The sequence below is a fragment of the Acinetobacter sp. MF4640 genome (assembly GCF_002018895.1).
In the GTDB taxonomy this organism is placed as follows: Bacteria; Pseudomonadota; Gammaproteobacteria; order Pseudomonadales; family Moraxellaceae; genus Acinetobacter; species Acinetobacter johnsonii.
On record NZ_MVOM01000034.1, the window covers coordinates 17,426 to 43,686 of the forward strand.

Below are 26,261 nucleotides of genomic sequence, written 5' to 3' on the forward strand. Positions count from 1 at the left end.
TCTTAAAGCGAGATTACAAAGCAAAGAGGTAGCTGAAAGCTACCTCTGGTTGTGCAATTAGTATTTTAATGTGTAGCTCAAACCATAGGTTCGACCTTGAGCAGGTAAGCTTGAAATAGCACCATAAACTGACTCCACCGCTTGACTATAGACTGATTTATAGTCCGTATTCCAAACGTTATATACACCAAATCCGACCGTACCTGGACCTGCTTTGGCATTGGCTATGACGTCCATTGTTGCAAAGCCTTTAATTTCAGCAGGAACCGTTGAACCGTACTTTACAGCATCTTTTTTGGCTTTATCAGTACCACCAATAGCAAGAGCTTGAACGCGCAGGCTCATGTCATTGTTAAACTGCCACTCAGAAAATGCCGTGCCTTTCAGTGGTGCAACACGAATTGCGTCTAGCTCTTGCCACTTTCCTGCGGTATTTTTAAATTGTCCGCGGGTGTAGGCCATGGTTCCACCCACTGTCCAATTTGGCTGTAGTCGATATGACAGATTTCCTTCAACACCATAAACGCGTTCATCGGTATCTAGTACTTCAATCGTGTAGTTGGGACGGCCAAATTTTAAACTTTTATCTGAGTCATTATAGAAAGTGGTGACACTCGCATTTAAACCGTTTGCAGCTTGTACACGCCATCCCAGCTCATAGTTATTGACTTTAATTGGATCAATAGTTTGACTATTCACAGTAAAACTTGCTGGTACATCACGAAGCATACGTTGAATATCCGGTAAATTTGATCCTTGAGAAAAGTTTGCAAAAACTTGTTGAGCATCCGTTAAGTGATAAAGCGCGCCCAAATTAAATAATGTAGCATCATGCTTTACCTTACCGCCATTTAAAGTTTTGGTTTGGTAGCCTGGCTGCAAGTCCGCTGTAATTGCCTCCATATACGGCGTCGACTCATCTACTTGGCTTTCTACACGCTCATAACGTACCCCTGCTTTTAAACCTAAACGATCCGTTACATCAAAGTCCGTTTGCACAAAAGTACCCAACTTTTCTGTTTCTACATCAGGTCCAAAAGCATAATAATTAAAAGGTTTATAATTTAGCCCGTTGCTGGCAACAAATGCAGCACTATCATACATTTGAATATTTTGTTCATCTTGTTCATTTTCATAATCAATGCCGTAGCTGAGTCCCAAATTACGACCATTTAAATCAAACTGTTTCTGCAAAGCAACACGCGCACCGTACACATCAATATCTGTTTCCGATTGATAAACAAGGTATAAACCGCCACCCATGGCTTGGGCTGAAGGAAACCAACGTGCCTGTTCGTTACGATAATACGCTTCGGCATTTAAGGTATGACCCAATACATTTTGATTTTCATATTGTGTATTAAACGCATAGCGTTCAGTTTGAGGTTGAGTCTCAAGTTGCATGCCTTTAACTGCAGCAAGGCTGGCTGTATAGGTCGGGTCTCGTTTTACATAAGCTAAATTTGGACCATAGTCTGCCCCATATTCGCTGTCTTGTTCATCTTTAAAATATTGCGCACCAAAACTTAAGCTTTGACTATCTGAAATATTCCACGTCAAACGACCATTGAGGTCTAATGTGTCCGTATCTTGGCGGTCTGTCTGTGCAACCTCAGGTCCTATGCGATTGCCATGGCTATCCTGAATTTCACCGCGAGTGGTGTAACTTGCACCGAAAGCTCCTTGCAATGCACCTTGATTAAATAAGACACTTTGTGATGCTTCATAAGCCATAGCATCTGATTTAAAGTTATTACCCGCCGTTACCCCAATTTTAGTTTCAAAGCTAATTGGGTCTTGACCACCACGTTTAGTAATAATATTAATAATCCCGCCTGTTGCTCCAGAGCCATAAATACTGGTCGCCCCTGAAACCACCTCAATACGTTCAATCATAGACGGTTGAATGCTATTTAGTTGGCGCGAACCATCACGTGAACCCGTTTGTGGCACACCATCAATCATGTACTGCACCACACGACCACGCATGGTCATGCCATAGTTTGAGGTTGTTCCGCTACTCGGTGTAAGAGATGGAACCAGTGTTCCCAAAATATCGGCAATGCTCTTGCCAGCATTGGCCTGTTTTTCAATTTCAGCTTGGTCAATGCTGTAAACTGTCCCCGCAATATCCGCAATACTCTTTGCAGAGCGGGTTGCTGTCACCACAATCGGTGCAAGTTGTGTGGTTTCTTTTTGTTGGGCTTCAACACTGCTCGTCTGACTTGCTGAATTTGTTACAACGTTATCTTGAGCATATAACTGTGTACATACAGCCAGTGTTAAACAAGTCAACTGCATAGGTAACATAAAACGGTTCATTTCTTTTTCCTTTTATTAAAGTTCTTGATTCAACAGTTTTTGTTGAGTTTTTTGATGACGTGCAATGATGTATTGGCTCAGTAGTACACTGACTACAGACGTAACCGCCAACACCACATAAAAATTGCCATAGCCAAGTGATTTGGCTAAAAAGCCCGATGCGGCTCCCCCGATGAAATAAACCAACAGTTCAAAACACACCAAGATGGTGAAGTCGGTGCCTGCCTGTTCTTTGGAACTGCTTTGCATGAAATAGGCATATAACGAAGTCATCGCGACATAACGAATCGCAAGCATGACAATGACAAATCCCCCCAAGAGCAGATGCCACTGGTTTAACCAACCCAAAATAATGGCTGCGCCAATCACCCCATACAATGCTGTTCGGCACCACCCTGCCCAAATGAGCAACTGTGTAGCCTGAATTTTTTTCAATAAAAATGCAGCACTCACAGCAGCCAACAAACCCACACCTGCTCCTATCACAGACATCAGCACCCCAATTTGGGCAAGCGTCCATTTTTGATCAATCAGCATTGGATTGAGCATCGCCATTGCTGGTGCTTCCACCACGCGATAACACAAGATCAGTGCCAAGGCAGATAAAATTTCAGGTCGTTTAAAAGCACGGATTAAGCTAGGCGCTTGTTTGGCAATATTTGTCTGTTCGTTTGTATTTTCTTGAATATAAAAAACAGCAAACATCGTTAAAGCGGTCATAAGTGCTAAACATACCAATGCACTTTCCCAGCCATAGTACTGGTATAGCCATAATGTCGCTGCACCACCCAACATACTCCCCAAAGCGACTCCTATACTCTGAGCCATACTGCCTAGGCGGTACTCAGACGCTGAAAAGGTTTCTACGGTATAACCATCTATGGCAATGTCTTGGGTCGCCGCAAAGCTTGAAATCCACAAGCCAATCACAACAAACACCGCGAGGCCGTAAGAGAACTGGGTAAAGGCCAAGGCCAATACCCCAAGTACCAAGGCTACTTGCGTAAAGAGCAACCATGTTTTTCGTTTACCTAACTTTTTGATATAAAGCCGGTCGATGAGTGGCGCCCATAAGAACTTAAACGCCCATGGAATATAAAGCAGCGACAGCATTCCAATCCAACGTAAATCTACCCCCTGATGTCGTAAAATAGCGGGCAATGCCACATTGTAAAAATACAAAGGCAAGGCATGTGCCAGATATAAAACAATGACAACAGCTAAGCTCAAAGCTGAGATTTGGCGTGTTGCTCTTTGTGTATTTAGGTTTTGCATATCCACCTCTGCACTGCCCATTGCAGTGCATCAGAATGATCAAGTGTGACGTAGTAAGGCACCCGCCATGCAGCATGCAGTGAAGGTGTATTCAGTCGTTGTTGATCGGTTGGGTCTTGTGCAATTCGAACCAGACCCAAGCAGTATTGAAAAAAAAGTTGTTTGTATTTTTTGTACCAAACCGCTTGCAGTTGACGGTATTCCTCAGGAAATTCCGTACCGATATCGGTTTGCATGACCAAAACAAAGTTCTGTTTCTTTAATAAAAAACGTTCAACTTGACTGAGCCATTGTTCAAATTCGGCAACAGTGACATGCGCTGAAAAGCGCATGTCCATGATTTGTATATGTTCTGAGCTATAGCTCATGTAAGTTCCTCAGTCCTATTGAGTGGGTTATGGTTTTGCATAAATGCATTTGAATCAGTTAAATACCCTCCAAATTTTTCATAGAATTTTTGTTTAAAGCAGTAATACAACATGGCCGTTTTTTCAGGCATCGGGATCAAGCGCTGCGCCTCATAGCACATTTCTTCCACTACTGCGGCATAAGGTTTAACGGTGTGGTCAGGCTCCCCGACAATTTTGTCGGAAGGTGCATTTTCAAAAATATAAAAACCTAATAGCCGCATCACTGGACGCAAGTAGCCTTTACCGAAAGCCGACTTTTCACCAAACAATAAATGCCAACCGAGGTCTAAATCATCACCATCGTAATAACGTCCTAGACGGTCACGCTTGCCTTCATAGATTTCGGTATAGCCCACATCCTGTCCATCCACCCCAACGATCAACAAACGGTGATGGTCATCGGCCAGCATTTTTTCAAAATACACCGCGAGATCAATTTCAGACTTATTCAACTGCCACTGTGGAATAACATGAGGCTCATGCATCCATTTATGTAACAGTGCTAAGTCCTGCGGATATTGTACTTGGCGCAAGTAAAATTGCGTCTTATTCTCATAGTATTCGTAGAAATCGGGAAGTTGCTGTGAAAGTGTTTTCATATGGTAGCCTGCTAAATTTTTTGGTTTTTTATGATGCAATACGCTTTGTGGTTGTATCGTCAGTTGATTTAGATACCTGCGCTGACCATCGTTTTAAGGTTTTAGGGCTGACAGGATTGGCAATTGGATCTAAAAATACCGGGACAGGACGTTCTGCTTCGTCGTTGTAACTGGTGGTAAATAGACGCACTCGGTTTAAACAAATTTTTTCAAATTCGGCTCTAAACATGGCAAATTTTTCAATGCGTTCTGCCAACTCTGGATGCGCCTGATGAAAAGCATCAATGACCGATGAAATGGTTTGCCAAAATTCAACTTCGCTATGCTCAGGGTAGTCTTGTAAAAATACATTACAGATATAACGGTAATGCACCATAAATAGCCCAGTGAAAATAAAATGGCTGAGTTCATGCGCAGGATGACGCAGTAAAATTTGCCCTTCAATAGGTAAACTGGCCAATTCTGGAAAGTCTTCATCAACCAAATTGACATCATCAATAAAGTCTTTCAGCACCATTTTCTGCGGTACGCCATTGGCATGAATAAGCATGGTATTTTCCCCATGTGGAGAAAAAGCCAAGCCATATTTGTACAAGCAGATTAAGAGTGGAGTAACAGAGACTTCGGCAAAGCGTTTTAACCACTGTAATGGACTCAAACCCGACGCCTGAATCAACACGGCTAATATCGACTGTCCGTTGATGTCTCGATGTAATAAAGCCGCTTGAGAAAGTGCCTGTTCACCTGTTCCAATCACTGGATCTACACTTTCACGCCACAAACACCCAAACAGTTCTTTAAACTGATACGGCGCACCTTCAATCTGATCAAAACAAGGCTGATGAATAGTCAAAGTTGCCACTTCACCTAAGAATGCAACGCCTGACTGTTTCAAGTCTGAATCTTGAGATTGAATCTGCTTTAACCAAGCTGTGACGGCTGGAGCTGCTAAGTTTCGTTTAGACGGCAACCCACGATACACCGCAGTATTGAAGATACTGACAGGTAATTTGACATAATGACGCTCAGGCTGACTGATGTTGCAAAGCGTGCGAATCGACTGCATAGGTACATAGTCATCTTGCCCAACGCCTAGTTCAATAATGCGCCGATCCACGATTTCATTGGCATAGGTTGGCACTAACCATTGATGCCACTGCCATGCATGTACTGGAATAAGGAAATAGTCACGACAAGAGCAGCCTCTTTCATGTAACTGTTGTTCAAAGCTATCTAACTCTTCTGCATCCAACTCATATTGATAAAGTGTCCCCGCTTGCCACTCCTCGGTAGAACGGAACTCTACCAAATCACGATGCACCGCAAGCCACAGTACTTTGACTGTTGGCGAAAGTTCAGGAGCGGCACTTAAGTAGTCGTCATAACCAAAACCCATACGACCTTTGCTCATAATCAACCACGGATGACCACGGAGCATACCTTCAATTTCATGATGCGATGCCGTCAATGCCGCTTCACTGCTTAAACGACTTTCATCAAATAAATGTGCCTCGGCTAACCATGTATTGTTCATTTCTTTGATGAGATATGCCTTGGTAAAAGGCTTCACTTCGGTTTGATTTGAAAACGCGCGAATAAAAGTATGTAAGTTCCATGCAGGCAGGTCTTCAGCCACGCTCAACTCACGTACTGAACCCTCCTCAATCTGCCAATGTCCCAATAAATAGTTTTGTGCTTTAAAAGTATAGGTTTGATCATCCAACGTCAGCTGGTAACGATTGTTCTTTAAATCGGTCACTTGAATAATTTCTTCATATAAAAATTCAGCAATCGCCATTTCAATTAAGCGCTGTCCTGCCAAACGCCACTGTTTCTGATTCACTTGAAGTTGTGCAAAGCTCATATGATTTTCTCGAATGTATAAGGCTGCATAGAGGGATGTACCCCTGTTTGTATTTTGCGCTGCTCAATATTTTTTGATTTAGGAATCGATGGTGCTAAAGCAGCTGTTCGTGTAATAGATGTGTCATTCTGCACATACATTTCAGGGTTCTGCTCAGTGTTGAAATGCTGAAAGGTCTCTTCATTACTGTCCAGCTCATACAGCTGATAACCCAGTAGTTGATTGGCAATGGTCGCAGCACGAAAAGCGCCTAAACCTAAATCAGGTGTACCTACGCCATGACTGTGCATTTCTTGGTTTTGCACATAAATTTCACCCATTGCTGTATGCTGCAAACGATAGTCTTGGCTGACCGTCCACCGCCCCGCTTGATCTGTTGTAATCAAGGGCTTTAAGTATTTTAAAAATGAAAACTCAGGGCTGTAATAACCTGTAGATGCCACTACAAAATCAACCTCCATATAAAAACGTTGCTCGGTTACGGTATGTTCAAGGCTCAAGCGAATCTGCTGACTTTCCAGTAACTCAGCATCAAGCAACTGAATTTGTGCATGCAAATGTGTTGCTTGTATAGCAGAGGCAATACTACGGTGGTAAAGTTTTTGGTAAATCTCACGTATGGTTTTGGCACTAATGCCTTTGTACAGCAAGGCCTGATCTTTTAACTGCGCTGCTTTTTGTGTTTCTGAGAGTCTATAAAAATGTTGGGTATAGTTCGGACTAAAATGTTCTAAGCCCAAAGGTGCATATTCCATCGGGAAAAAACCATTGGAACGCGTCAGCCAATGCAACTTAAAGTTAGCCGTTGGTACACAGTCATGTTGATACTGCTGATCGAACAAATCTAAAAAGACTTCTGCAGAAGACTGACCTGAACCTAAAACTACGACATTGCCTTTGAGCTTGTCTTTTTTATGGGTTAAGTAATCTGCCGAATCAATGCACTTTTCAGGGACTTGTTGTTGTAACTTACGCAGACATTCAGGTAGATAAGGCTGGTTGCCCGAACCAATCACCAAGTTTCGACACAAGTAACGAATAAAACGGCCGCCTTGCTCAACCACCACCTCAAAACCTTCGTTCTTGGCATAAATGGCCTTCACCATTGACTTGTACTGTATATGACCCAGTTGATCTGCCACCCACTGGCAATAATGGTTATATTCACGGCGTGGAATATGGGGCTGCTCAAGGAAGTAGAATTTATATAAGCGTTGCTGTGATTTTAAGTAATTCAAAAAACTCAACGGACTGGTCGGATCGACCATCGACACCAAATCCGCCATGAATGGAACTTGCAAGACCGTATTGGGAAGTTGCATACCTGCATGCCAGTCGAACTGCGCTTTTTTTTCAAAAAACAGATAGTTCAATTCAGTCTTTTCATGCAACAAACTGGCTAGGCTTAAGTTAAATGGCCCAAGGCCAATCGCAATAAAATCAAGCATAGATGGCATCCTCTTGTTTGATATAGAGCGGATTGGCTAACTGAATATAGACAGACTGATTTTCAACGGGTGCAATCAATTCATCCAGTTCATATAAACGGGTCAGTAAGTTACCCTTATAAGGCAGCGTCGGTTGATACAACAGACTTTGAATCAAACTACTCTCTGGATATTGCTTCAACAGGTCAAAGAGGTGTTGCTGTAAAACAGACAGTAAATCTTGCTCACTAACAAAACCTGTTGCACCGATGGCATTGATGATGCCAAACAAGGTATTGCCAAAGAAATAATAACTAAAGCGCTCATCGACAAAAGTCTTGGAGCCTACTGCATGGGCTTTATCATGCAGTTCTGGAAATTGTTGTAAAATTTCATCTGCGAGTTCTTCGATATAATAAAAACCTTGATTGTCCCGTAGCCATAGCCACTGTGGCCAGCCATCTTTCAACTCAACCAAGACATTTTGCTGATGCGACTCAAAGGCCATACCATAACGATGGTAAACATACATTAGCGGGGTCAGACTGATGTTTAAAAAGGTCTTAAACCAATCATGTGCGATTTTCGCCTTATCCTCCAACTTTTGTTGAAAAGCAATCTGATCAAATAATGCATTAAAACGATTACGTTCTTCTACCGGATGATCATGACACAATGAAGCAATACACGTGACCTGCTGTTCAGGAGTAAACGGCTGATCACGTACAATACAAATCGTTTCATCGATGATTTCACCATCCAACTGAAGAGCAATCCACGCCGGATCATTGACCGCTTTTAGAGTTGGATATTGTTTTAAAATACTTTGCCCTAACTCACTGTGCCAAAGCCGATGCGTCATTTCACCGCGGTGACATTCTTTTGCTAAATTGACGCGGATAGAGTTGGTAATCATCACTGAAAGCGATGGTTTCAGCATCCACGGCGCGTTAAAACTCGCCAAAGTACGTACAGAAGTGGTTGGTGAAAATATCCATGCTTTTTCGCCCAAATCGATGATTTTTAGTTTAGCCTTTAAACTTTTAAACCATACTTTGCTTTGTAAATAGCGGGCTTGCCATGGATGCAGTGGTAGCAGCTTGTAATGTGCATATGCAGCTAAGGTTTCAAGTTCCGATTCAGACAAATGCCATTTGATTTCTTGTTTAAGTTGTATTGAAAAAACCTGCTCAAGCGCTGTTCCTTCTGCAATATATTCAGGTGCCACCAGCCAATAATGCAGCTGGGTCTGACCACAAGCTTCAGGTGAATATTTTTGCCAGTCCTCATGGACAAAACCTGTTCGGCTTTTCGGTGCGGGATGCATGCTATGACCTAAAATCAAAGCCTGTTCAGACGCTATAAAACTTTGCTTAGCCTGTACGAGCGCATCAAAATCCTCTGCCCGAATATTTAAAAACTGTTGTAATGCATCACGACTTTGAATCCAACGCTCAACCAAGGATGCAGCATCGACACGGCCTTCGGATTGTTGCACTAACTCTTCTAGTAACAGACTGACCATGGCTACTGCGCTAAAGTTAAGCTTTTGGCCTTTTTGAAAAATTTGTGGTAAAGCCGCAATACGATGTCGCCCAACACGACTGACATAGCTTAACGGAACAAAAAGCTGTGCTTGGATTAAACTAAGCGGCAAAGATAACAGCGTCAAACCTTGGCTAAACGCGAGTTGAGTTGAATTTTGTTGATACTTCTCAAACAAGCTCGCTTGGCCTGTTTCTTGTGAGTATGCATTGACAAGATGCTGCATCGCCAAGCGATTGGCTAGCTCTTTCATCTGACCATTTCCTCTTTTTAAAGCTTATTCCAAGCTCATTTCATGTAATTATGTTTCTTAAAGATGTTCACGTTGGCCAACGCTGCAGAAAGCATGTTAATGGTAATTATTATCATTTATCTTTGCAATTTTGTTTACTTTTGAAAATATACGCACTACACCAACATATATTATTGTTTTTTAATACTTTTAAAAATTTAATCAGTTTTTCTAATAAAGCCTATACGAAATTACACCATAGCTTTAAATGATAGTTTATGAATTTATAATTGATTCGAACTATAAAATTTCCCTATATTTCATAAGGAAAAGCCCATTCAGGTGACTGAATGGGCTTTCATTTGTGCTCGAATTAATACTCAAAAGAGCTCAAGACTTAAATCAAATAGGGACGAAGAAGTGAAGACTTCACTGTTCTTTATTCATCCAGTACATCAGCAAAAGTGGCTGAAAGTACTTTTGCTAAATCCTGAGGTTTTAAACCGATATCTAAGCCGCGCTTCCCCCCACTGACATAGAGTTTCTCCAACTGTTGTGCGCTTTGATCGATCACGGTTTTTAACCTTTTTTTCTGTCCAACAGGACTAATCCCACCGACCAAATAACCTGTCAGTCGTTCTGCATCTTTAGGGTCGGACATTTTTAGTTTTTTTGCCCCCACTGCCTGTGCAACTTTTTTCAAGTTTAACTGATGATGTACAGGAAGAATCGCAACAAAATAGTTTTTTTCGTCGGTCACTAACAGTGTTTTAAATACCTCTTCGACACGTAGATTTAATTTTTCTGCGGCTTCAAGCCCAAAGCTTTTTGCATTGGCATCATGTTCATACTCATGAATAGAAAAATCGACTTTATTGGCTTTTAATAGTTTGGTTGCAGGTGTCATTTCTGTTCAATATTTTCACTACATACCCAGCATTATATGCCTATTCAAAAAAAAAGTTTAGCGGTACGCCTATCATGAGCATCGAACTTACAGGCACTCAACAAATCAATGACTGTAAGTTCGATATCAACTATGTATGCAGCTTGTTATCGCTGAAATATCACATTTTAGTCCGCACTTAATCCAAATTTCTTAAAGATTTGAGCACGGCGCTTTGGCAAAATATTGGCTTTGGTCAAATCACCTTCGTAGTGGTCGAACACTCGTTGATCCATCATTTTAAACCACAGCTTTGGAATTAACGCTGGAATTAACATGGTGGCATAACCACTCGGTAGTTCAGGGGCTTCATCAAAATGTCTTAAGGCCTGAAATGGGCGGGTTGGATAGGCATGATGATCTGAATGGCGTTGTAACTGGTATAAGAATAAGTTAGTCACAATGTTGTTATTATTCCAGCTGTGTTCTGGCATGGTTCGCGCATAGCTGCCATCTTCCTTTTGGCTGCGCTTTAAACCATAGTGTTCAATATAATTAATAATTTCAAACAGATTCACGCCATAAAATGCTTGTGTCACCAGATATGGCGTCACTTTTTTACCAAACAATTTCAACATGGCTGCATGAAAACCAGTACTCATCGCCCATCCATGAAACAGTTCATTTTCTTTGGAGAAGAAAGACAGACCTTTTCGTTTTAGGCGTTTATGTTCAATTTCAACCGCCGACTTCAACCCACCGAAAACGGTACGCGGCCAAAACTCATAAAAAGTCTCGCCCATTTTCGATGAAGCAGGATCTTCTGGCGTCGCAGCACGTTTATGATGCCCATAAGGGTGCTCAATGCGGAAATGGTTGTAGACCAACGGCGCTAAAGTCATATGTGACCAATAATGATCTGATTTTTTAGGACGATGGCACAGCTCATGTGCTGTATTTACCGCTACTCCATTAATTGCCCCCATGGAGACACCCAATAATATTTGGTCGAGCATCGATACATTTTGGCGAGTCACCACATAACCAGCAAACAAATTGGCTGCCATTTGTAGCGGAATGAACAATTTCACAATACGGTCATAGTACGGGTCATTTACCAAGACCTTAATTTCATCATCTGAAGGGTTGTTTTCATCCGCACCGACCAGACCATCTACCGCAGGAATAATCACATGCAGTAACAGCGGCCCACCCAAAGCGAAGATTTTCTTGGTGGGTTTCGGGCCAAAATGATAGCCCGCTAAAATGCCCATGCCAATCACAGGAAGCCCAGGACTCAAGAGCCAGCCAAAACGCTTTTTATCGATCCCTGCTGCATTTTTGACGACCACGCTAGAATTCGTCATTTTCACTGATGCATTCATTACCATTCTTCCAATTTTCTTGTTATGCCTTTATATTTCTAGAAATGGGACATAAAGAACAGTTGCTAACGTCCAAGAAAACAGCGTAATCGTCCTTGGCCTGAAATGACTTAAATTGACCCTAAATCAAATATTAAGCCTAAGATATAAAGACTAGAAATCGTAAAGTATGGATGCTTTAAGTAAAATTTTTGAAGATATACACCTCAACCAATCTGAGTACCTCTACCTTAAACCGCATGGTGAGTGGGCTTTTCGCTATACCGAACAATCAACCATGATGGCCTATGCGGTACTTCAAGGACAACTCACTATTTGTTTAGATGCTACACAAATTATTGTTGCTGAAGTGGGCGACTTGATCTTACTGCCTTCAGGGCCAAGTCATGAGTGTCGCTCATCAACCACCGACCAACTGTTAGAAGTATTCGATATTTCTGACTTATTTGCCCAAAACCAACACAAAGAAGTCTCTTTTGGCAGTGATGCGACACAACAAAAAACTGTGATCTTGGCCTTACATGCACATATGGACCCCATTATGGCGCGTCCTTTAGTACAGGCCTTACCCGCGTTTATTCACCTTCAACACAAAGATCTCAGCACGGTTCCTGAATGGTTGCAAATTGGGCTGCAGTTTCTCGCTCTAGAAGTCCAACGTATACGCCCAGGCCGTGACAAAATTTTGGATCATTTGGTGAGTATTTTATTAATTGAATGTGTGCGTGATTATATTGACGCGCTGCAAGACTCGAACAATTGGCTGAGTGCTTTATCTCATCCTGAACTCTCCAATGCCCTTGCAAAAATTCATGCGGAACCTGCACAGCCTTGGACCGTTGAGTCCCTTGCAGAACAGTGTTGTATGTCACGTTCTAAATTTGCCACATTGTTTAGCCAAATTTTAGGCACTAGCCCTTTGGCTTATTTGCAACAACACCGTCTGCGTTTAGCCGCCCAATACCTGCGTAATGGACAAGGTACAATTCAGCAAATTGCACATCGGGTAGGATACAACTCAGAAACGGCTTTTAGCCAAAGCTTTAAACGACAGTATCAAATGAGCCCAAGCCAATATAGAAATAATCAACACCCAACTTAAAATACTCGTCCGTAATGGTTTAATAGCAGTCTTCACTTTGCTTATGTCTTTGTGCACCGAGATAAATACCTTGAACTTGCAGACAAAGATTAGCATCTTGTGAAAATCACACTATAATATCCCGCATCCTTGCTAGAGATGGCTTCAAACCACTGCTTGTTTGTTCTTTTTCGCTCTAGCCACACTTTTTTAAGTCCAGTTTTCATCCGTGATTCGGCTTATTTTTCAATATTTTATCTCTTGTATGTCCATGCTGACATATAAGAAAATTTAGGTGCCAGCATGGAAATCAAGGTTAATTATCTCGATAATCTTCGCCAAGAAGCGAAGTTCGATGATTTTACAGTCATTGCCGATCAACCGATTCGCTACAAAGGTGATGGCTCTGCACCCGGTCCATTTGACTACTTTTTAGCATCTTCTGCGCTTTGCGCGGCTTATTTTGTCAAAGTGTATTGTTTGGCACGTGACATTCCAACCGACAACATTCGTTTGTCACAAAACAACATTGTTGACCCTGAAAACCGCTATAAACAAATCTTCAAAATTCAAGTTGAGCTACCAGCGGATATTTCAGAAAAAGATCGCCAAGGTATATTGCGCTCTATCGACCGTTGTACTGTTAAGAAAGTGATTCAAACAGGTCCTGAGTTTATTATTGAAGAAGTGGAAAGCATTGATGCCGATGCACAAGCCCTGCTTATTCCAAGCCTCGCTTCTGAAACCAGCACCATCATTGCGGGTAAAGACCTGCCTTTAGAAGAAACCATTGCCAATATGTCAGGTATTTTGGCTGGTCTAGGCATGAAAATTGAGATTGCCTCTTGGCGTAATATTGTGCCAAATGTGTGGTCTTTACATATTCGTGATGCTCAATCGCCCATGTGTTTTACCAACGGTAAAGGGTCAAGCAAAGAAAGTGCTTTAGCTTCTGCGCTGGGTGAATTCATTGAACGTCTGAACTGTAACTTCTTCTATAACGACCAGTTCTGGGGTGAAGACATTGCCAATGCCGAGTTTGTGCATTATCCAGATGAAAAATGGTTCATGCCAGGTCCAAATGGTGAAATGCCAGAAGGTGTACTGGATGAGTACACCCTTGAAATTTATGACCCTGAAGAAGAACTGTTAGGTACGCATTTATACGACACAAACTCAGGGAAAACTGAGCGCGGTATTTGCGCTTTACCTTTTGTTCGCCAGTCTGATGCTGAGGTGGTTTACTTCCCATCAAACTTGATTGAAAACTTGTACCTTAGTAACGGCATGAGTGCAGGAAACACCTTAGCTGAGGCACAAGTACAGTGCTTATCTGAAATTTTTGAGCGTGCGGTAAAACGTGAAATTTTGGAAGGTGAACTGACCCTGCCAGATGTACCTCAAGAGGTTTTAGCGAAATACCCAAGTATTTTAGCGGGCATCCAAGGTTTAGAAGAGCAAGGTTTCCCTGTACTAGTGAAAGATGCCTCTCTAGGCGGTCAATACCCTGTGATGTGTGTGACTTTAATGAACCCACGTACAGGTGGTGTATTCGCCTCTTTCGGTGCACACCCAAGCTTTGAAGTTGCGCTTGAGCGTAGCTTAACTGAGCTACTTCAAGGCCGTAGCTTTGAAGGTCTGAACGACTTACCTCGCCCAACATTTAGCTCAAATGCGGTCACTGAACCCAATAACTTTGTTGAGCACTTCATTGACTCAAGTGGTGTGGTGTCATGGCGTTTCTTTAGTGCCAAATCGGACTATGACTTTGTCGAGTGGGACTTTACCAATCAAGGCCAAAACTCAAATGCTGATGAGGCTGATGAACTGTTCAGTATTTTGGAAAATATGGGCAAAGAAGTCTATATGGCCATTTACCAACATTTAGGCGCAACGGCGTGCCGTATCTTGGTACCGGGTTACTCAGAAATTTACTTGGTTGAAGACTTGGTTTGGGACAACACCAACAAAGCGCTACTTTACCGTGAAGACATCCTCAACTTACACCGTTTAGACGACGAACAGCTTGAAGCACTGGTTGAACGTTTAGAAGAATGTGAGCTAGACGACTATACTGAAATCAAGACTTTGATCGGGATTGAATTTGATGACAATACCGAATGGGGTCAATTGACTCTGCTTGAACTTAAACTACTCATCTATCTTGCATTAGAGCAGTTTGAGGAAGCGAAAGACTTGGTTGAAGCATTCTTACAATACAACACCAATACCGTTGAACGCGGTCTGTTCTACCAATGCATGAATGTCGTGCTCGAAGTGATGTTGAATGACGATATGGAACTGGAAGAGTATAAAGCAAACTTCCGCCGTATGTTCGGTGATGAACGTATGGATGCGGTAATAGGCACAGTTGAAGGTCGTATTCGTTTCTATGGTTTAACAGAAACCAGTATGAAGCTTGAAGGCTTAGACCGTCACTTACGTTTAATCGACAGTTATAAAAAGTTACATGCTGCACGTGCCAAAGCAGTTGGACTAAAACCTTAAAGTAAAAAGAAACAACCCAAATACGTTTGGGTTGTTTCTCACTGTACTATTACGATGTCTTAAAGAGAATTAATCTAAAATATTTAAAATCGCCTCAACAGGGTTTTCACTATTACCTGCAAGTAACTGTTTATGCATGGTAATGTGCTGCATAGCCTGAATCTGTGCGGTTTCAATATTCATTAATTTTTCAATTTCAGCCGCCAATTTCTCAGGCGTTGCATCTTTTTGGATTAATTCTTGTATCACTTTCTTGCCTGCAATAATATTCGGCAATGAATAATATTGAATCTTGATCAAGAATTTCACCACATGATAGGTGAGCCAGTTCAACTTATAGAAGGTCACCATTGGTCGGTGTAACAGCATAGCTTCTAAAGTTGCTGTACCTGAAGCCAAAGCTACAATATTAGCGGCATTCATAACTTGGCGGCCAATCTTCGACTCGGTGCCTGAGTTTTCAAGCAAGTCAATTTGATCGACCAATGCTTTTGGATACTGAGTAAGCAAAGCTTCGATTTGTTGCTTACGTGCATCATTGATTGCTGGTATCACAAAGCGATAGTTTGGATATTTGGCGTAGAGCAATTTTGCAGCATCTAAAACCAGTGGACCGAGCTTTTCAATTTCACCACGTCGACTTCCCGGCAATAAGGCAATATGCTTTTGGGTCAGATCTAAACCCAGTTCTTCTTTGGCTTGTAAAATTGGGTTTTCCAAAGGCAATTGGCTCGCCAAAGGGTGTCCTACAAACGCAGCAGGAACATCCCATTTTTTATAAAATGCTTTTTCAAACGGAAATAAACACAACACCAAATCAATAGAAGCTTTGATGCCATGAACCCGTCCCTGACGCCATGCCCAAACGGAAGGACTAACATACTGCACGGTTTTTATGGGCAGTTGTTTTTGTTTTAAACTTTTTGAAAGGCGCAGATTAAAGTCTGGTGCATCAATCCCAATAAACACATCGACAGGATGGGCTGTCCACTTCTCTACCAGTCCATCACGTACAGCAAAAAGCTTTTTAATGTCTTTAAGAACCTCAACCAACCCCATAACAGACAAAATATCCATCGGATAAAAGCTCTTGAAACCCTCTGCAATCATTTGCGGGCCACCAATACCCTCAAATTCTGCATCAATTCCTTGCTCACGAAAACTGCGAATAAGTTTAGCACCTAAAGTATCACCCGATACTTCACCCACTACGATTCCAATTTTAAGTTTCCGATTTTGCAAAGCATTATTCCTTATTTTTCAACCCATGCATCATAACATAGCGTCTTTTGGGATGGGTATTGATCGGCTCTTTCTATTTATGCTGCAGATAAAAAATGAATGACTTATTTGATACATCTAAAGAACACGAAAAAAGTCGGGTTAATTTCAATTTTCGATCATTTAAATATTGCATAAGATGCCTATTAGAACATAAAATTACTGAGAATCATTATCGTTAATTCATATATACTCTGTTGCTCAACTTACGCTGCTTAATACCAGTATTTTGGCTACGTCGATTGCTTATACGCACAATAGAAATGATTGTGTTTTGCTTAAATATTAAATTTAGGTTCAATGCTTAGTGAGTACAACGTTAAGCCCCCTTTATGACTTCATTCATGTGATCTTTATGTCCCTAAGTCAGCTTAAATACCCTATAGCCGTTATGTTCCGGTTTTTGATCGCATTTGGCTTAGGCTATTTATGTACATTCATGTTATCAGAACTGCTTACCCTTAGTTTTTACCCTCACTTAGCTAAAGCAGAATCCATTTATTTGGCGGCTTTTCTATCTCTTATTTTCTTTATCATTTTTGTCATTTTGAGCTTTTGTGCTCAATCCCTGAAAAAATTAAGCGCTTCAACCATTTCGCTTTCCCTTTGCTTTTTTCTATTGCTGAAGTTCGTAGGTTAAACCATGCAAAAATCTGTTCGCCAATCAATGGCATGGCTACACTCTTGGCTTGGACTAACACTGGGATGGTTATTATTTGCCATTTTTTTAACAGGTGCTGCGACCTATTATCGTCATGAAATAAATTTGTGGATGCAACCGCAATTTGCCACCATGCAGGTCAAACAAGACACTGCGATGAAGTCGGCATATCAATACTTACAAAAAAATGCTGCAGATGCGCAAAGTTGGTATATCGGTGTAGCTAGTCCGAGTTCACCTGTTAATAAAATTTACTGGCAAAAGGCCGATGGTGGCTACGAAAATAAGACTTTGGATGCGAACACGGGTAAAGAAGTCACCTTATCTGCAACTCAAGGCGGTGAGTTTTTCTATGGCTTTCACTATCAGCTGTATGGTGTGCCCTATTTTATCGGTAGGCTTTTAGTCACTATTGCGGCCTTCTTAATGTTAATCATCCTCATTTCAGGCATCATCACACACAAAAAGATATTCACCGAATTCTTTACTCTAAGAGCCTTCAAGGGGCAACGCTCGTATCTAGACTTTCACAATGTCACCTCTGTTATTGCTTTGCCCTTTTTTCTGACCATTACATTCACTGGTTTAGCCATTTTCTTTTATCTCATTCTTCCCAATGGCATGAAGAAACTTTACCCAGAGCAACCGTTCCAATATTTTGATGAAATTAGAAATATGAGCATCAGCTCTGAGGCTAAACCGACACCTGCTACGATGCGACCGATTGAGTACTTCATACAATAATCTGAGCAGCGTTGGAGTAAAACAGAAATTGGCAATATTACGGTCAAACACCCCAATACCAATATCGCTCAGGTGAACTTGGTTGAGTCAGCTGACCGAAGCATCACGCGAAACCAAGCCCAACTCAGCTTTAACGGTGAATCTGGTGCCCTGCTCGGTGACACTCGGAATAATAGTGCAATTGCCACGCTCAATAATGGAGTCTATGGTTTACATATGGCACACTTTGCGCAGCCTCTATTACGCTTTGCGTTATTTTTCTCAGGGCTTTTAGGCTGTGCCATGATTGCGTCTGGACTTTTACTCTGGAGCTTAAAACGTCAGTTACAAAATAAGAAACAAAGTTTCCACTTTGGACATTATATAGTTAACCGCCTAAATACGGCTGCCATCATTGGCTTGCCGATTGCCATGCTCAGTTATCTTTGTGCAAACCGTTTACTTCAGTTAGAAGCAGGTCAACCCAACTACGAAATCTACGCATTTTTCGGCACTTGGTTACTCAGTTTAGTCATTGCATTGCTCACTCCACAGCAATACCTTTGGAAAACTCAACTGAAAGTCTTCATTTTACTGGCGGTATCTTTGCCTATTTTCAATCTTTACTATTTAATCAGCCACCAATATGTACATGACTTACATGAATATTGGTTATTCTTGCGAGTTGATCTTATGATCATCATCCTTGCGATATTGGCTATTTTTTTACATCAAAAAATCCAGCCCATTCAACAAAAAGCTGTACAAAAAATTCAGAAAAAATATGCCAACACTGCGGTTCAGGAGTCCAATTCATGATCTACCTGATTGCAGGACTTCTCATCACTTTCGGGTGCTATGTGTTATTTCTGGTGAGCGATAAGCAGCGCCCTAAAACTCAAAAGTCACGTTGGGCTAAGTGTGCAGAACATTATCAAATCTGCCGATATTTGGCTTTTGGTGTACTGGCCGCGGCTTTAACTTTATTGATTCAATTCACGGGTCGCGGTGTGGGAAGTGTCTGTTTATTTGTATTTACTACTCCGATACTTTTTATACTGATTCTGAGCATCAACGACTTAAAACCAAAAAAAACTAAATCTAAATAATCACTTACACTTCAACTCACATGCCTTTATATTTGGTTCATGAGCCAAATATAAAGGTGTATGTAAATATATGAACCAGAGCCATTGCAACAGAATTTTAGAGCCTAATCAAAATCATTTAAGTTGAAGCATCGTGATTTTTTAGTTATAACACGCTCAATAATAAACACTTTTAAACCTCTTTTCACGGGACAAACATTGCGCTCAGCTTTAGATTGGTTACAACAAGAAATCATCACCCCCTTTCAACAGCTCTGCAGTTGGTCGAAGCATCATTTTGGCTAGACACTTTTTATTTCCCTCATTTTCAATTTGCTTGTATTTATTTGTTTCCCAAGCAGCTGGATTCCCTCTCAAATTCAGAGCAAAACCTTTAATCAAATCACTGTTGAAGTCGGTAAAGGACGAAACAGCGCGTTGAAATTTAAACAACAGCATCATTTATGGATCGCAAACTGCGCATTGATGGGAGAACCTATTGAAACACTATGTGACCAGGCATCACATCATCACCAATTTAAGGCAAAGCAGGTCAAACTTTATTATTTGAAGCGTATTTTTTGGAATCTAAAAAACACCAAAAAGGAGGTGTTTATTCAACAGATCACATTAGCTAATCCACGTCAGCAGTACTTAGATATGACCTATAGCTCGACCGCAGCGGACTTTGAGCAATGGAAAAAGCATCAGCTAGCCCCTCTTTATGTTCTACGAACACTCATAAGTCTTAATCTATGGTGGTTACTGACAATTGTAGGCATAAAAATAAAAGCGCGACTACAGCTCAAACAATAACTCCTATATCTCTTTTTAGAATAAGTAAATCAACAATCAAGACAACGACTTATATGAAAACGTCATAAGATATGCACGTTTTTTGATATTTTGGCATATAACAATGTTTGGTCCACTCGAATTTATTCTCGCAGGTGTTTTAGTCGGTTTTTGTGTGGGAATTACTGGTGTAGGTGGTGGTTCATTAATGACACCGATCCTCATTAGCCTTTTCAGAATTGAACCTCACATTGCCATTGGTACAGACTTGCTCTATGCCGCAATTTCAAAATTTTGTGGTTCATTTGTACATGCCAAAAAACTAAATATTGTGTGGCCGATTGTGCTTTGGCTTGCAATTGGTAGTATTCCTGCTTCCTTTGCAACGCACTGGGTACTCGACAACTATTTGAGCCAGTCTACCCACTATAAAGCCGTGCTTACCATGGTTTTAGGCTTCATGTTGACAATTACAGGTTTATCAATTGTCTTCCGTAATCAAATTGAAAAATTTTTCAACAGATTACGTAAAGATGAACTCCCAGACATGACCGAAGACTTAGAAAAAGTTCAGCTTCAAACCAGCAATAAACGTAAGTACATTGTAATGATGGGTGTGGTTCTTGGGGTCTTCGTGACACTGTCATCAGTTGGTGCAGGTGCTTTCGGAATCATGGCTTTGGTCATTATGTTCCCAAACCTACCGATGATTCGTATTATTGGTTCTGACGTTGTGCATGCGGTGTTACTTACGTTCGTTGCAGGTATGGGTCACATGACTTCAGGCAACGTGGACTTCCATCTCCTTATGTGGTTATTGGTGGGGTCTATTCCAGCAATTATTATTGGAACACTGATTAGTTCACGCCTTCCTGAAAAAATCATCAGGAAAGTGTTGGGTATTACCCTGTTCGCGCTAGGTGTGAACTTCATGTTGAATCCGATCAAAGCCAAACCTGTGAAGCCTGCCGAAACTGCTCAAGTCATTCAAATTTCAACAGTTAAGAATGCATCAGTGTAGGCATTCTGATTTAAAATAAACCTAAGATTCATCACTTTTTTTTCAAAGATTCATTCGACTTTTTTTATAACCTTTTATCAGCTAAATCGTGTTATATTCAGCTTATAAAGCAACTTAATACGATCGAACCAGTGACGGCAATGAATACTCTACAGTCAAACTCTATTACCCAAAACGACATCGATGACGTGAATTTACAAAGCATTCATCCGCTAGTTACCCCAGCGGAATTAAAAACTGAATTGCCTCTCACTGAGTCTGCATATCAAACTGTACTTCACGGTCGTGAAACGATTCGCAATATTTTAGATGGTAAAGACAAACGCATTTTTGTGGTGATTGGCCCATGTTCAATTCATGATCCTGTCGCTGCTCACGAATACGCAGACCGTTTAAAAGTTTTAAGCGATAAAATTAAAGATTCAATCTATGTCGTAATGCGTGTTTATTTTGAAAAACCACGTACCACTGTGGGTTGGAAAGGTCTAATCAATGACCCTGACATGAATGACTCATTCAACATTGAAAAAGGTTTACGCATTGGTCGTAAGCTTTTGGTTGAGTTAAATGAGAAAGGCTTGCCATGTGCGACTGAAGCACTCGATCCAAACTCACCACAGTACTACCAAGACTTAATCTCATGGTCAGCAATTGGTGCACGTACCACTGAAAGCCAAACGCACCGTGAAATGTCTTCGGGTCTTTCTTCACCTGTAGGTTTCAAAAATGGCACAGACGGTGGTTTAACTGTTGCAACCAATGCAATGCAGTCGGTTAAACATGGTCACCACTTCTTAGGTCTAAACAACCAAGGTCAAGTCTCTGTGATTCGTACTTCAGGTAACCCGTATGCACACGTGGTACTTCGTGGTGGTAATGGCAAGCCAAACTACGATGCTGGTTCTGTAGCAGAAGCAGAAGCAGCATTGGCTAAAGCGAAAGTCAGCACCAAAATCATGATTGACACTAGTCATGCAAACTCGAACAAAGACCCGTTCCTTCAACCGCTTGTTCTGAAAAATATTACCGAACAAATTATTGATGGAAATAAATCTATTATCGGCATTATGGTTGAAAGTCACCTTAAAGGTGGTCGTCAGGAAATTCCTGAAAACCTATGCGATCTTGAATACGGCAAGTCAGTAACCGATGGTTGTATTGACTGGGATACCACAGAAAAGGTATTACTAGAGATGCACGAAGCACTCAAAGACGTTTTACCGAACCGTTAAGTTTTTGAAACGCCATCTTCGGATGGCGTTTTTCATTCTAAGATTAAGAAATAATTATGAACGCTATTGAAACACACTTAAGCCAAACACTTAACTTTCAATTTATCCACGAGCATTTGTTTACTTCTGGACAACCGACTGCTGAGCAATTACAGCAAATTAAAGAGTATGGCGTAAACACAGTCATCAATCTTGCGCTCAGTAATAGCAATAACTATTTAGCGAATGAAGATCAAATCTGTTTAGAGCTCGGTTTAAACTATATACATGTGCCGATTTCATGGGATACACCATCTGATGATCAATGCTTATTGGTCTTAGATATGATTGATCATTTGGTACAAGAACAAACTATTTGGGTTCATTGTTCAGAAAATTATCGCGTCAGTAGTTTGATGTATTTATATCGTCAATATTATATGAATATTGATATGCCAACCGCACATGAGGCCATGCATCAAATTTGGGAACCAAATGACACATGGACAGGTTTGACGCATGCTGTTGCCTTACAACTTCAAGGTCGTAAAGCAACACAAGAATTAAAGCTGGCTATGATCAATCCTGATCATTTTGCGTGAGAAATCAGCACTGTCGCTGTAGATAAAATACCTTCCTGACGACCCGTAAAGCCCAGTTTTTCCGTGGTCGTTGCTTTGATGCTAATCTGCGTGATTTCAACATCGAGAACGTCTGCAATGCTTTGGCGCATCGCTAAATTATGCGGCGCCAACTTCGGACGTTCACATGCCACAGTAATATCGGCATTATTCAACTGATAACCACGATCTAAAATAAGCTGATAGACATGTTTGAGTAATACTCGACTGTCTGCTCCTTTAAAGCGAGGATCGGTATCGGGAAAATGCTGACCAATATCGCCTAAAGCCAACGCACCCAATAATGCATCTGTTAAAGCATGCAAAACCACATCACCATCTGAATGTGCTTTTAAGCCGTGTGTATGTGGAATTTGAATACCTGCCAGTGTGACAAATTCACCCTCTTCAAAAGCATGTACATCAAGTCCCTGTCCAATTCGAATATGTGCAACCATGCTCAGTTTCCTTTAAGAAATAAATGATTGAAATCTTGTATTCACGCTTTCTCTTTCGCTATAGTTACAAGCAGCGCAACATAGTGAAAGTATAAGCGATCATGCTGTTGAAAACCGACATAAAACTTATGAAAAAATTTAGTATTTTAGTGTGTCTAAGTTATCTTTGTACCAGCTTTAGTTATGCTCAAGTCATTGACTGTGATGATCCGACTTCATCTAGCCTTAAAAAGATCTGTAGCGATCAATTCAAAGATATTCGACAAAAATTAGACACGCAATCCATGACTGCTTTTTTAATCAGTGATGCGCCTCAGCGTTTATTGGTCGATACCCATCAGCTATGGCTAAGCCGCCTACAGCAGTGTAAATCCTTAGCATGCTATCAGCAGCAGATGGACTTCCGAATTGATGATCTGAACTTCTACACATCATTAAATCAAAGTTTGACGCAACACTATTTAAAGTTTGAACATGGGGTCATTGCCAAACAACCTGTGCACCTACAAGTGCATCAGCTCTCTAAAGATAAAATTAAGATCGAAGGTATTGCATATCGTAGCCCCAATAACCGCATAGAAACCCAAACCATTTCTTTTTTGGCCTATACCACACCCGATCAGAAACAAAATATTACCGATAATGAAAACAACTGCCACTACCAGTTCAACTTTCAAAAAGCCATCCTTTCTGTAAAAAGTGAAAGTAAAGCATGTAATCGTTTTGTCGGTGTGTACCGTGTTTATGACTAAGCTGTCAAACAGATCAAAATAATGAACATCGGGAAGCTAAAGTCGTGCAAGTACTCAAGCAATGCTGCAACCTCCTAGAACAGAAAAAATTGACCATTGCCTTTATCGAAAGTGCCAGTTCAGGTTATCTCTCCAGTCAATTTTCGATTTATAAACATAGCGGAGCTGACATTTTACTCGGTGGACTGGTCAGTTATGACCCCAGCATCAAATGTGAAATTTTAAAGATAGATCCAACACTGATTCAGCAATATACAGCGGAGTCAATTGAAGTCACTGAAGCTATGGCGCTTCACGGTCATCAACTATTTCGTTATGCCGATATTATTGTCTCTTGTACGGGGCTACTCAAACCTGGTGGAAGTGCGACGCCTGAAAAACCTGAAGGCACCTTTTATATTGCCATTCATTATCAAAACAGTTTAAGTACTTACCATTATTTACTACTGGGCAGTGCGCTCGAGCGACTTGATCAACTTACGAAAAACGTCGCTCAAATGGTCATTCAACGTGTTCAAAATGCTTAAATCTTTACACTAAATTTGATTTTTCTACATTTAGAACCTTTAAACTGAACCATAATCAATAAAAATGTGAAGCGCCTCATGATGATGAAAATAATCCATCCTCTACTTTTCAGCACCTTATTTTTTTCAAGCCACAGTTTTGCAACTGTAGGTGGACCACAAAATATTGAAATTTTAGGACTCGACCAAGCTGATCAAAAAATTTATGTGATGCGACATTATTTAGATGGTCGTGGTCGTTTGCCACAATTGTATTATTATCAACTCAACAGCAAAACACCCTCCAAACTGATTGAAGTAAAGTCTTTATATATCAATCCAAAAACTCAAAAAATTGACTATGATCAAGACAGTCAAAAGTTTGACCGTGACATTGCAAAAATAAAAAAACGACTCAAAGCTTTAACGCCGGTTCCACCCAAACAGGTTAAAATTCAAGTCATCAGTAAAAAGGCTTCAAAAGAACCCTCTTGGTATGACCCTAAAGTCTCCATCCCGAAGTTTAGCTATCAATATCAAGTGAAATACAACAATTTGAAAAGTCCCGTACACAAGACGGTGGACTATAAAAATGGGCTACGCATTTCGCAAAGTTATAAAGTTCCTAATCAACAAAAAGCGTTGGTGACTGTTCAATATCTCGGGATTCCCTTTGAAACAGGTTATAACATTGAAGATCCTATACTTCTCACCCGATAAAAAATAAGGTCTCAAATTATAAAAATGAGACCTTATTTAGATCATGTGTTATCGCGTTATGCGGCAGCACGTTCTTCAATTGGCACCACTTTACGCAGCTCAGGCCCCGTATAGTCCGCACTTGGGCGAATGATACGGTTGTCCGCACGTTGTTCCATCACATGCGCTGCCCAACCTGTGACACGGCTCATCACGAAGATTGGTGTGAAGAGTTTGGTCGCGATATCCATGAAGTGGTATGCCGATGCATGGAAGAAGTCTGCATTACAGAATAATTTCTTCTCACGCCACATCACTTCTTCACAACGTACTGATACTGGATACAGTACCGTGTCACCGACATCTTTGGCTAAGCGCTCTGACCAGATTTTGATGATGCCATTACGTGGGTCATTGTCTTTGTAGATTGCATGGGCTTTGTTGCACAAAGATTTGAAATGCAAAGCGCCCCTAATTGAGCCAAATTTAAGGCGTAACTTGGGTAAGTGGTCGACCTAATTCCGTAAATCTGTTAAGGACTGCTACACGTGCATGGATCTCATTCACTTGGCTATCAAAACTCCTTGCACTGAGTTTATCTCCTAATAATTTGATGCAATGCATCTTAGTTTCAACCAAACTTCGCCGATGATAGCCTGACCATTTTTTCCATAGTGTCCTGCCTAAACGTTTAATTGTTCGAAGTAATTCATTTCGCTCTAGCGAGCTACTCTTTGTATCTTTCCATGGTTTCGCATTTTTTCTAGGTGGAATCACCGCATGCGCTTGCCGATCTGCAATGACCTGACGGCATTGCTTGGTGTCATAAGCTCCATCGGTATAAACAGAGTTAATCTGCTCATCTTGTGGAATCTGATTAAGTAAATCACCAAGCACCTGTGAATCACTGAC

Annotated in this window: 21 protein-coding genes and 3 pseudogenes; 11 read left to right on the plus strand and 13 right to left on the minus strand. The window is 41.1% G+C overall.

Annotation, left to right across the window (positions count from 1 at the left end; translation table 11 throughout):
- Positions 1-57 precede the first annotated feature (57 nt).
- The 9 genes from MF4640_RS12110 to MF4640_RS12150 all read right to left on the minus strand — a co-directional run bounded on the left by MF4640_RS12110 (position 58) and on the right by MF4640_RS12150 (position 11,945).
- Positions 58-2,322 carry a TonB-dependent receptor gene (locus MF4640_RS12110; RefSeq protein ID WP_078389736.1) on the minus strand — a complete coding sequence of 755 codons (2,265 nt, stop codon included), beginning with the start codon at positions 2,320-2,322 and terminating at the stop codon, positions 58-60.
- 15 nt (positions 2,323-2,337) lie between these two features.
- Positions 2,338-3,597, minus strand: coding sequence for an MFS transporter (locus MF4640_RS12115; RefSeq protein WP_078389737.1), 1,260 nt, complete (start codon positions 3,595-3,597; stop codon positions 2,338-2,340).
- Positions 3,585-3,965 (minus strand): hypothetical protein, encoded by a 381-nt coding sequence (locus MF4640_RS12120; protein WP_078389738.1) that lies wholly within the window; start codon positions 3,963-3,965, stop codon positions 3,585-3,587. Before MF4640_RS12120 ends, MF4640_RS12115 begins: the two co-directional genes overlap by 13 nt.
- Positions 3,962-4,606 carry a GNAT family N-acetyltransferase gene (locus tag MF4640_RS12125; protein WP_078389739.1) on the minus strand — a complete coding sequence of 215 codons (645 nt, stop codon included), beginning with the start codon at positions 4,604-4,606 and terminating at the stop codon, positions 3,962-3,964. The genes MF4640_RS12120 and MF4640_RS12125 overlap by 4 nt, the downstream gene beginning before the upstream one ends.
- Before the next feature lie 28 nt (positions 4,607-4,634).
- The gene (locus tag MF4640_RS12130; protein WP_078389740.1) at positions 4,635-6,470 is read right to left on the minus strand and encodes an IucA/IucC family protein; all 1,836 of its coding nucleotides are present in this window, start codon (positions 6,468-6,470) and stop codon (positions 4,635-4,637) included.
- Complete coding sequence (locus tag MF4640_RS12135; RefSeq protein WP_078389741.1) at positions 6,467-7,918, minus strand: lysine N(6)-hydroxylase/L-ornithine N(5)-oxygenase family protein; 1,452 nt, start codon at positions 7,916-7,918, stop codon at positions 6,467-6,469. Before MF4640_RS12135 ends, MF4640_RS12130 begins: the two co-directional genes overlap by 4 nt.
- Complete coding sequence (locus tag MF4640_RS12140) at positions 7,911-9,695, minus strand: IucA/IucC family protein (protein WP_078389742.1); 1,785 nt, start codon at positions 9,693-9,695, stop codon at positions 7,911-7,913. The genes MF4640_RS12135 and MF4640_RS12140 overlap by 8 nt, the downstream gene beginning before the upstream one ends.
- Positions 9,696-10,113: 418 nt before the next feature.
- A complete protein-coding gene (gene ybaK / locus MF4640_RS12145; protein WP_078389743.1) occupies positions 10,114-10,581 on the minus strand; it encodes a Cys-tRNA(Pro) deacylase in 468 nt (155 codons plus the stop codon).
- Between the two features lie 167 nt (positions 10,582-10,748).
- Entirely contained in the window at positions 10,749-11,945 is a 1,197-nt protein-coding gene (locus MF4640_RS12150; protein ID WP_078389744.1) for an alkane 1-monooxygenase, read from the minus strand.
- Between the two features lie 169 nt (positions 11,946-12,114).
- Between MF4640_RS12150 and MF4640_RS12155 the strand changes: the two genes are divergently transcribed.
- Both MF4640_RS12155 and MF4640_RS12160 read left to right on the plus strand, forming a co-directional pair.
- Positions 12,115-13,047: a helix-turn-helix transcriptional regulator gene (locus MF4640_RS12155; RefSeq protein WP_078389745.1), complete on the plus strand. Its 933-nt coding sequence runs from the start codon at positions 12,115-12,117 to the stop codon at positions 13,045-13,047.
- 282 nt (positions 13,048-13,329) lie between these two features.
- The gene (locus MF4640_RS12160; protein WP_078389746.1) at positions 13,330-15,534 is read left to right on the plus strand and encodes an OsmC domain/YcaO domain-containing protein; all 2,205 of its coding nucleotides are present in this window, start codon (positions 13,330-13,332) and stop codon (positions 15,532-15,534) included.
- A gap of 69 nt (positions 15,535-15,603) precedes the next feature.
- Here the strand turns inward: MF4640_RS12160 and lpxB are convergent, their stop codons facing one another.
- Positions 15,604-16,776, minus strand: coding sequence for a lipid-A-disaccharide synthase (gene lpxB / locus MF4640_RS12165; protein ID WP_078389747.1), 1,173 nt, complete (start codon positions 16,774-16,776; stop codon positions 15,604-15,606).
- Positions 16,777-17,458: 682 nt separating this feature from the next.
- On the opposite strand from lpxB, the pseudogene MF4640_RS12175 reads away from it, so the two are divergent.
- The 6 genes and pseudogenes from MF4640_RS12175 to MF4640_RS12200 all read left to right on the plus strand — a co-directional run bounded on the left by MF4640_RS12175 (position 17,459) and on the right by MF4640_RS12200 (position 22,916).
- Positions 17,459-19,018, plus strand: a pseudogene (locus MF4640_RS12175) (PepSY-associated TM helix domain-containing protein).
- Positions 19,015-19,308, plus strand: a complete 294-nt coding sequence (locus MF4640_RS12180; RefSeq protein WP_004693345.1) for a hypothetical protein — start codon at positions 19,015-19,017, stop codon at positions 19,306-19,308. The pseudogene MF4640_RS12175 and the gene MF4640_RS12180 overlap by 4 nt, the downstream one beginning before the upstream one ends.
- A 417-nt stretch (positions 19,309-19,725) precedes the next feature.
- The gene (locus MF4640_RS19445; RefSeq protein ID WP_227518655.1) at positions 19,726-20,103 is read left to right on the plus strand and encodes a hypothetical protein; all 378 of its coding nucleotides are present in this window, start codon (positions 19,726-19,728) and stop codon (positions 20,101-20,103) included.
- Positions 20,104-20,206: 103 nt separating this feature from the next.
- Positions 20,207-21,103: a sulfite exporter TauE/SafE family protein gene (locus MF4640_RS12190; RefSeq protein WP_078389749.1), complete on the plus strand. Its 897-nt coding sequence runs from the start codon at positions 20,207-20,209 to the stop codon at positions 21,101-21,103.
- A gap of 140 nt (positions 21,104-21,243) precedes the next feature.
- Entirely contained in the window at positions 21,244-22,335 is a 1,092-nt protein-coding gene (locus MF4640_RS12195) for a 3-deoxy-7-phosphoheptulonate synthase (protein ID WP_004693350.1), read from the plus strand.
- Positions 22,336-22,391: 56 nt separating this feature from the next.
- A complete protein-coding gene (locus MF4640_RS12200) occupies positions 22,392-22,916 on the plus strand; it encodes a protein tyrosine phosphatase family protein (RefSeq protein ID WP_004693352.1) in 525 nt (174 codons plus the stop codon).
- On the opposite strand, the gene ispF is transcribed toward MF4640_RS12200, so the two are convergent.
- Complete coding sequence (gene ispF, locus MF4640_RS12205; RefSeq protein WP_004979990.1) at positions 22,904-23,392, minus strand: 2-C-methyl-D-erythritol 2,4-cyclodiphosphate synthase; 489 nt, start codon at positions 23,390-23,392, stop codon at positions 22,904-22,906. The two genes, MF4640_RS12200 and ispF, sit on opposite strands and share 13 nt — an antisense overlap.
- A 101-nt stretch (positions 23,393-23,493) precedes the next feature.
- On the opposite strand from ispF, the gene MF4640_RS12210 reads away from it, so the two are divergent.
- The 3 genes from MF4640_RS12210 (at position 23,494) to MF4640_RS12220 (ending at position 25,370) form a co-directional block, all read left to right on the plus strand.
- Positions 23,494-24,144, plus strand: a complete 651-nt coding sequence (locus MF4640_RS12210) for a hypothetical protein (protein ID WP_171263883.1) — start codon at positions 23,494-23,496, stop codon at positions 24,142-24,144.
- A 44-nt stretch (positions 24,145-24,188) separates the two neighbouring features.
- Positions 24,189-24,671, plus strand: coding sequence for a CinA family protein (locus tag MF4640_RS12215; RefSeq protein WP_078389750.1), 483 nt, complete (start codon positions 24,189-24,191; stop codon positions 24,669-24,671).
- 78 nt (positions 24,672-24,749) lie between these two features.
- The gene (locus tag MF4640_RS12220) at positions 24,750-25,370 is read left to right on the plus strand and encodes an aminotransferase (protein WP_078389751.1); all 621 of its coding nucleotides are present in this window, start codon (positions 24,750-24,752) and stop codon (positions 25,368-25,370) included.
- A gap of 56 nt (positions 25,371-25,426) precedes the next feature.
- On the opposite strand, the pseudogene MF4640_RS12225 reads toward MF4640_RS12220, so the two are convergent.
- Positions 25,427-25,783 (minus strand): annotated as a pseudogene (locus MF4640_RS12225) (citrate/2-methylcitrate synthase); the annotation flags it as partial.
- A 52-nt stretch (positions 25,784-25,835) separates the two neighbouring features.
- Positions 25,836-26,261: pseudogene (locus MF4640_RS12230) on the minus strand (IS5-like element ISAba12 family transposase); the annotation flags it as partial.